Below are 5,138 nucleotides of genomic sequence, written 5' to 3' on the forward strand. Positions count from 1 at the left end.
CCTCCTCGCTGCGGCCCTGGCTCTCGGTGCTGCTGCCGCTGACGGCGCTGGGACTGCTGCCGTGGTCTATCTGCGCCGCGCAGGTGCTGGCGCTGACGCTGGCCCGGCTCAGCGACGACAGCCGCAGCGTCGGCTGGCTGCTGGTCGTGCTGGGCGCCACGGCGGCGGCGCTGACCCAGTGGCCGAACCTGTACCTGACCGGCACCTTCTGGGCTTATGGCCTGGCGCTGGGCACCGGGGCGCTGCTGAGCCTGGGCGTGCTGGAAGGCGGGCGCTGGATAGGCATGGTGCCCGGCCTGGTCGTGCTGCTGGTGGCGCCGACCCCAATTGGACTGGCGGCGCTGCTGCTGAGCGCCCTCTCGCTGGCGGGGATGGACAGCCGCGCCCACCGCTCGCTGGAGCGAGGCGCCGCTTTGGTGGGCGTGCTGGGCACCGTGATAGGACTGGTGGCCGTCGTCGGTGCGCTGAGCCTGCTGCTGCCAACTCCCACACCAGTCACGAGGAGTCCAGCCAGCATTGCCGTACCTGCGCCGCCGAGGCCCGTTGCCTCTCAGCCACTGCCGCAGGTCACCGGGGGGCCGGGGCCACTCAGGCCGCGCACCCGCAGCGTGGTGCGGGGAAGCTCAGCCGCATTGTTCGAGACCCTGACGCCGCTGGCGGGCCTGCTGCTGGTGATCTGTATCTGGCTGACGCTGCGGCGGGCGCAGGCAAAGAAACTCATCGAGGGCAAGAGCAACTGGACCGATTACGTCGCGGTGGCGGGCATGGCAGCGCTGCTCATCATGCTGCTCATCCTCAGCCTGGGCGTGCGCGGTGGCGGTGGCGGATCGGCAGGCGAGGCGGTTACCGGTACGCTACCGACAGAAGCGGGTGCGCCGGTCCGGCCCAGCCTAGAGACGACGGTGCAGAGTCCCGGCGGCGCTCTGTTTCTGAACGTCCTGGCCGTGCTGGCGGTGCTGATCTTCGGCGCTATGGCCGTGCTGCTGTGGAAGCTTCAGCCGCCCCGCACCGCGCTGGCGGGGAAAGAGAGCGAGGCGCTGGACGAAGCACCCGCTTTACCACCATCCGCCCCACCGCCCCCCGCGCCGCTGCACCGGGTCCGGCTGGCCTGGCAGCGGGCCGAGCGCGAGCTGAGCCGGTCAGGGCTGGGCCGCAGTGCCAGCGAGACGCCGCAGGAGGCGACGCGCCGCTGGGCACAGGCGCTCCCTGACGCCGCCGCCGAACTGAGCACCCTGAGCGCCCTCTACCAGCCGGTGCGCTACGGTGGTGTGGTGGGCGAGACCGATGCCGACCAGGCCGATGCCGACCTGGCCGAGACTGCCGCCGCGCACATCATCCAAACCGTCCAGCAGCACTCCAGCGAGGCGCCCCATGACTGACTTCACCGCCCGAATTCTGAACAACGTCGCCACCGTGCTGGTCGGCAAGGCGGAGGTGACCCGGCTGGCGCTGGCCAGCGTGCTGGCCGGGGGCCACGTGCTGCTCGAAGATGCGCCCGGCACCGGCAAGACCATGCTGGCGCGGGCACTGGCGCTCAGCCTGGGGCTGGGCTTCAAGCGGGTCCAGTTCACGCCCGACCTGCTGCCCAGCGACGTGACCGGCGTGAGCGTCTACCAGAACGGGGCGTTTACCTTCGTGCCCGGCCCGATTTTCACCGGGCTGCTGCTGGCCGACGAGATCAACCGGGCCACCCCCAAAACCCAGTCGGCGCTGCTGGAGGCGATGGGCGAGGGCCAGGTGACTGAAAGCGGCGTGACCCACCGCCTGACAGCGCCGTTCGTGGTGATCGCCACCCAGAACCCCATCGAGTTCGAGGGCACCTACCGGCTGCCGGAAGCGCAACTGGACCGCTTTCTGGTCAAGCTCTCGGTGGGTTATCCCAGTGTGGATGAGGAGGCGCAGATGCTGGCCAGGTTGCAGGGGCGCCACCCGATTGAGTCGCTGGGGAGCGTGGCTGGCCCCGCCGACCTGCTGGCCGCCCAGGCGCAGGTCCGGGCCGTGCGGGTCGAGCCGGAATTGCAGCGCTACGTCGCCGAGCTGGTCGCCCGCAGCCGTCAGCACAGGGCGGTGCGGCTGGGCGGCGGGCCGCGTGCCAGCCTGGGTATTCAGGCGGTGGCGCAGGCGCTGGCGTACCTCTCTGGGCGAAGCTACGTGACGCCGGACGACCTCAAGGCGGCGGCGCCCATCGTGCTGATTCACCGCCTGAGCCTGACGACGGAAGCCCGCCTGACCGGGGGCCGACCCGAAGCGGTGGTGGAGGCCGTGCTGGCCGAGGTGCCGGTACCCGTCGAGTCTGGGCCGGTGGAAGCTGGGGTCTGAATGCTGCTGACGCTGCTGTACGCCGGGTTGCTGCTGCTGATGCTGGCGGCAGTCTGGGCGCTGTGGCGGCGGGCACCGGGCGCCGAACTCGTGCGCGAGCTGCCTGCCCAGGGCTTCGAGGGCCGCTCCACCGAGATGACGGTGCGCCTGACGCTGAGCACCCGGCTACCGACCCGTGTCCGACTCGACGACCCCGCACCGCTGAGCGTCGTACCGGAGAGCAGCCTGGGCGTGGGCGGGCTGGTCTGGGGCCGTGAGAGCATCGAGCACCGCACGCGGCTGACCCTGGGCAGGCGCGGCGAGTTCGAGTGGGCGCCGCCCCGGCTGCACTGGGCCGATCCCTTCGGGCTGTTCTGGCGAAGCGCCGAGCTGCCCGCAGACTCGTCCACGGTCAGCCGCCTGACGGTCTACCCCGGCACGCACGCTCTGAGTCTGCCCGCGCTGCTGCGCCCGCTGCTCTCGGAGGGCGAGCTGAGCCAGGCGCTGGGCCTGGACGACCCGATCAGTCTGCGCGGCGCCAGGCCGTATGTGCCGGGCGACCCGCCGGGCCGCATCCACTGGCGGCTGAGTGCGCGAACGGGCAGCGTGATGGTCCGCGAGCTGGAGCGCACCGCCCAGAGCAGCCTGCAACTGCACCTGGACCGCAGCGGCGGCGAGATCTATCTGGACAGCGCCGTGCGGCTGGCCGCCAGCCTGGTCCGCGAGGCGCTGGAACTGGGCTTGCCGGTGAGCGTCAGTGACGATGCTGGAACTTCTCCGCCTGGCAGCAGCCCGGAGGCGTTGCAACTGGCTTTAAGTCGCCTGGCGCGAATGCAGCCCACCTCCGCTGGCCAGGCGCTCAGCATTCCCACGCCCCGGCCCGGCAGCAATTTGATCGTGCTGACGAAAACGGCGCCGGAGCCGCTGGTCAGGGCGGCCATGCTCGCGCGCGCCGGAGCCAGCCGGGTGGTGATCGTCGCCATTCCGGAGGGCTTTTACCTGGAGCCGGGCGAGTCGCCGCGCCGCCAGTGGGCCGGGCTGCCGCCGCAACTCAAAAAGCTGGAGGCGCGGGCCGGAGTGCTGCAAGGCGCGGGCGTGCTGGTGTTCGTGCTGCGCGGGAATATGAGCGTGATTCGGCTGGGGGGTTGAGGAATGCTTCAATCGTCAATGAGCGCTTGAAGATGACGCGCACTGAGCGTTAATACCAACTCCGGGTCGTGCGTGAGCGCCGGGCTCTGAATGACAAAGCGGGTCATCGCCAAGCCCATCAAGTGAGCGACAACAAGCCCGGCGCGGGTCTGAGCCTGCGGACCTCCCAGCCATTCAGCCAGCGGCGCGACAAACTGCTGATCCAAGCTGGTTCGCAGAAGGCTAGTCGCTGGCTCACCGGTCACCGACCGCAGCAGCGCCAGCAACGGATCAAGGTCGCTGGACTCCTCAGTTTTGCTCAAGACGGTAGCAGCCAGCCGAAAACCCAGATCAGCTCGCTCACCGCCCAGAAACGCCGCCACTGAAAACTGCTCGCTCACGGCCTGCCGGAACAACTCATCCTTGGAACCGAAGTAGCGGTTGACCAGGGCGACGTTGACTCCAGCCGCCGCTGCGATGTCACGCAGCCCGGTGGGGGCGTAACCGTTGGCCGCGAATTGCCGTTTGGCCGCTTTCAAGAGGGCCGCACGGGTCAGTGCTGCGGTGTGGCCAGCGGGTGGAGGGGGAGACATTCGCTCAGTGTAAACAGCCGTTGACAACACTGCATCCGCCCTTTAAACTCGGCGTGTAAACAGCCGTTTACATTTGCCTATGACGTGGCGTTTTTCACAGGCACGAGGCGCAGGAGGAGCGACGATGACGCGAAGTCAGCAACCGGGTGAGCGGGTGGCGCTGGTCACCGGAGCTTCAAGTGGTATTGGCCTGGCAGCAGCGACGGCGCTGTCCACAGCGGGTTTTACCGTTTACGCTTCAGCCCGGAAAACCGAGGATTTAAAGCGGCTTGAGGCATCTGGGCTGCGCACGGTACGCCTTGATGTCACGGATGAAGCCTCAATGGTGGCTGCGCTGGCGCAGATCAACGCGGAGACTGGCCCGGTCAGCGTGCTCGTCAACAATGCAGGATACGGCCTGAACGGTCCTACCGAAGAACTCGATCTGGTCGAGGTCAGGCGAGAATTCGAGACCAACGTGTTTGGCCCCCTCCGGCTGAGCCAGTTGGTGCTGCCGGGGATGCGGGGACAAGGGTGGGGACGCATCATCAACGTCGGCTCTGTTGGTGGCAGCTTCACTGCGCCGGGCGCCGGGGCGTACCACGCCAGCAAATACGCCGTTGAGGCCCTGTCGGACGCCATGCGAATGGAGGTCGCACCGTTTGGAGTTCGGGTGGTGCTGATCAAGCCGACTGGCGTGCATACCGAATTCGCGGGCAAGCTCAGCCAGACGGTACGCCAGACTGGCGCACAGAGCCCCTACGCCTCATTCAATCGCAACATGAACCGGGTGGTCGAGCGTATGTTCGCGGGTCGCGCGCCGGGCATTATCCAGCCGATTCAGGTCGCGCAGGCCATCGTACAGGCAGCCAGCGCCGCGAGGCCGCGCTCCCGGATGGTCGTCGGGCTCAGCGGCCACTTCTACCTCATGCTGCGGCGACTTTCCAGTGATCGGTTGTGGGACGCCTTGATGCGGCTCCAGTTTCCGGTGACGCCTCCCCGAAGCTGATGAACCGGCGGCGATCATCGCGACTACGCCGACCGGCTGATCCTGCGCGGCAACATGAACGTGGTGCGGCTGGGGGTGAGCATCGGGCGGATCAGCCACCCTGCCGATGCGCCCCACGCCCCGGCCTGCCA

5 protein-coding genes are annotated in these 5,138 nt (G+C 68.5%); 4 read left to right on the forward strand and 1 reads right to left on the reverse strand.

The annotated features are described in order from the left end of the window. From Q0R23_RS18280 to Q0R23_RS18290, 3 genes are all read left to right on the forward strand, one after another. A partial coding sequence (locus Q0R23_RS18280) for a DUF4129 domain-containing protein (RefSeq protein ID WP_293915404.1) occupies positions 1–1,379 on the forward strand: 1,379 nt, incomplete at its 5' end. Continuing rightward, on the forward strand, positions 1,372–2,319 hold the full coding sequence (locus Q0R23_RS18285; RefSeq protein ID WP_293915406.1) for a MoxR family ATPase: 948 nt from the start codon (positions 1,372–1,374) through the stop codon (positions 2,317–2,319). The genes Q0R23_RS18280 and Q0R23_RS18285, both read left to right, overlap by 8 nt. Continuing rightward, a complete protein-coding gene (locus Q0R23_RS18290) occupies positions 2,320–3,447 on the forward strand; it encodes a DUF58 domain-containing protein (RefSeq protein ID WP_293915408.1) in 1,128 nt (375 codons plus the stop codon). A gap of 8 nt (positions 3,448–3,455) precedes the next feature. On the opposite strand, the gene Q0R23_RS18295 is transcribed toward Q0R23_RS18290, so the two are convergent. After that, a complete protein-coding gene (locus Q0R23_RS18295; RefSeq protein WP_293915410.1) occupies positions 3,456–4,019 on the reverse strand; it encodes a TetR family transcriptional regulator in 564 nt (187 codons plus the stop codon). Between the two features lie 124 nt (positions 4,020–4,143). On the opposite strand from Q0R23_RS18295, the gene Q0R23_RS18300 reads away from it, so the two are divergent. Beyond that, positions 4,144–5,007 (forward strand): SDR family NAD(P)-dependent oxidoreductase, encoded by an 864-nt coding sequence (locus tag Q0R23_RS18300; protein ID WP_293915412.1) that lies wholly within the window; start codon positions 4,144–4,146, stop codon positions 5,005–5,007. Positions 5,008–5,138: the final 131 nt, after the last annotated feature.

Source organism: Deinococcus sp. (assembly GCF_025362455.1).
In the GTDB taxonomy this organism is placed as follows: Bacteria; Deinococcota; Deinococci; order Deinococcales; family Deinococcaceae; genus Deinococcus.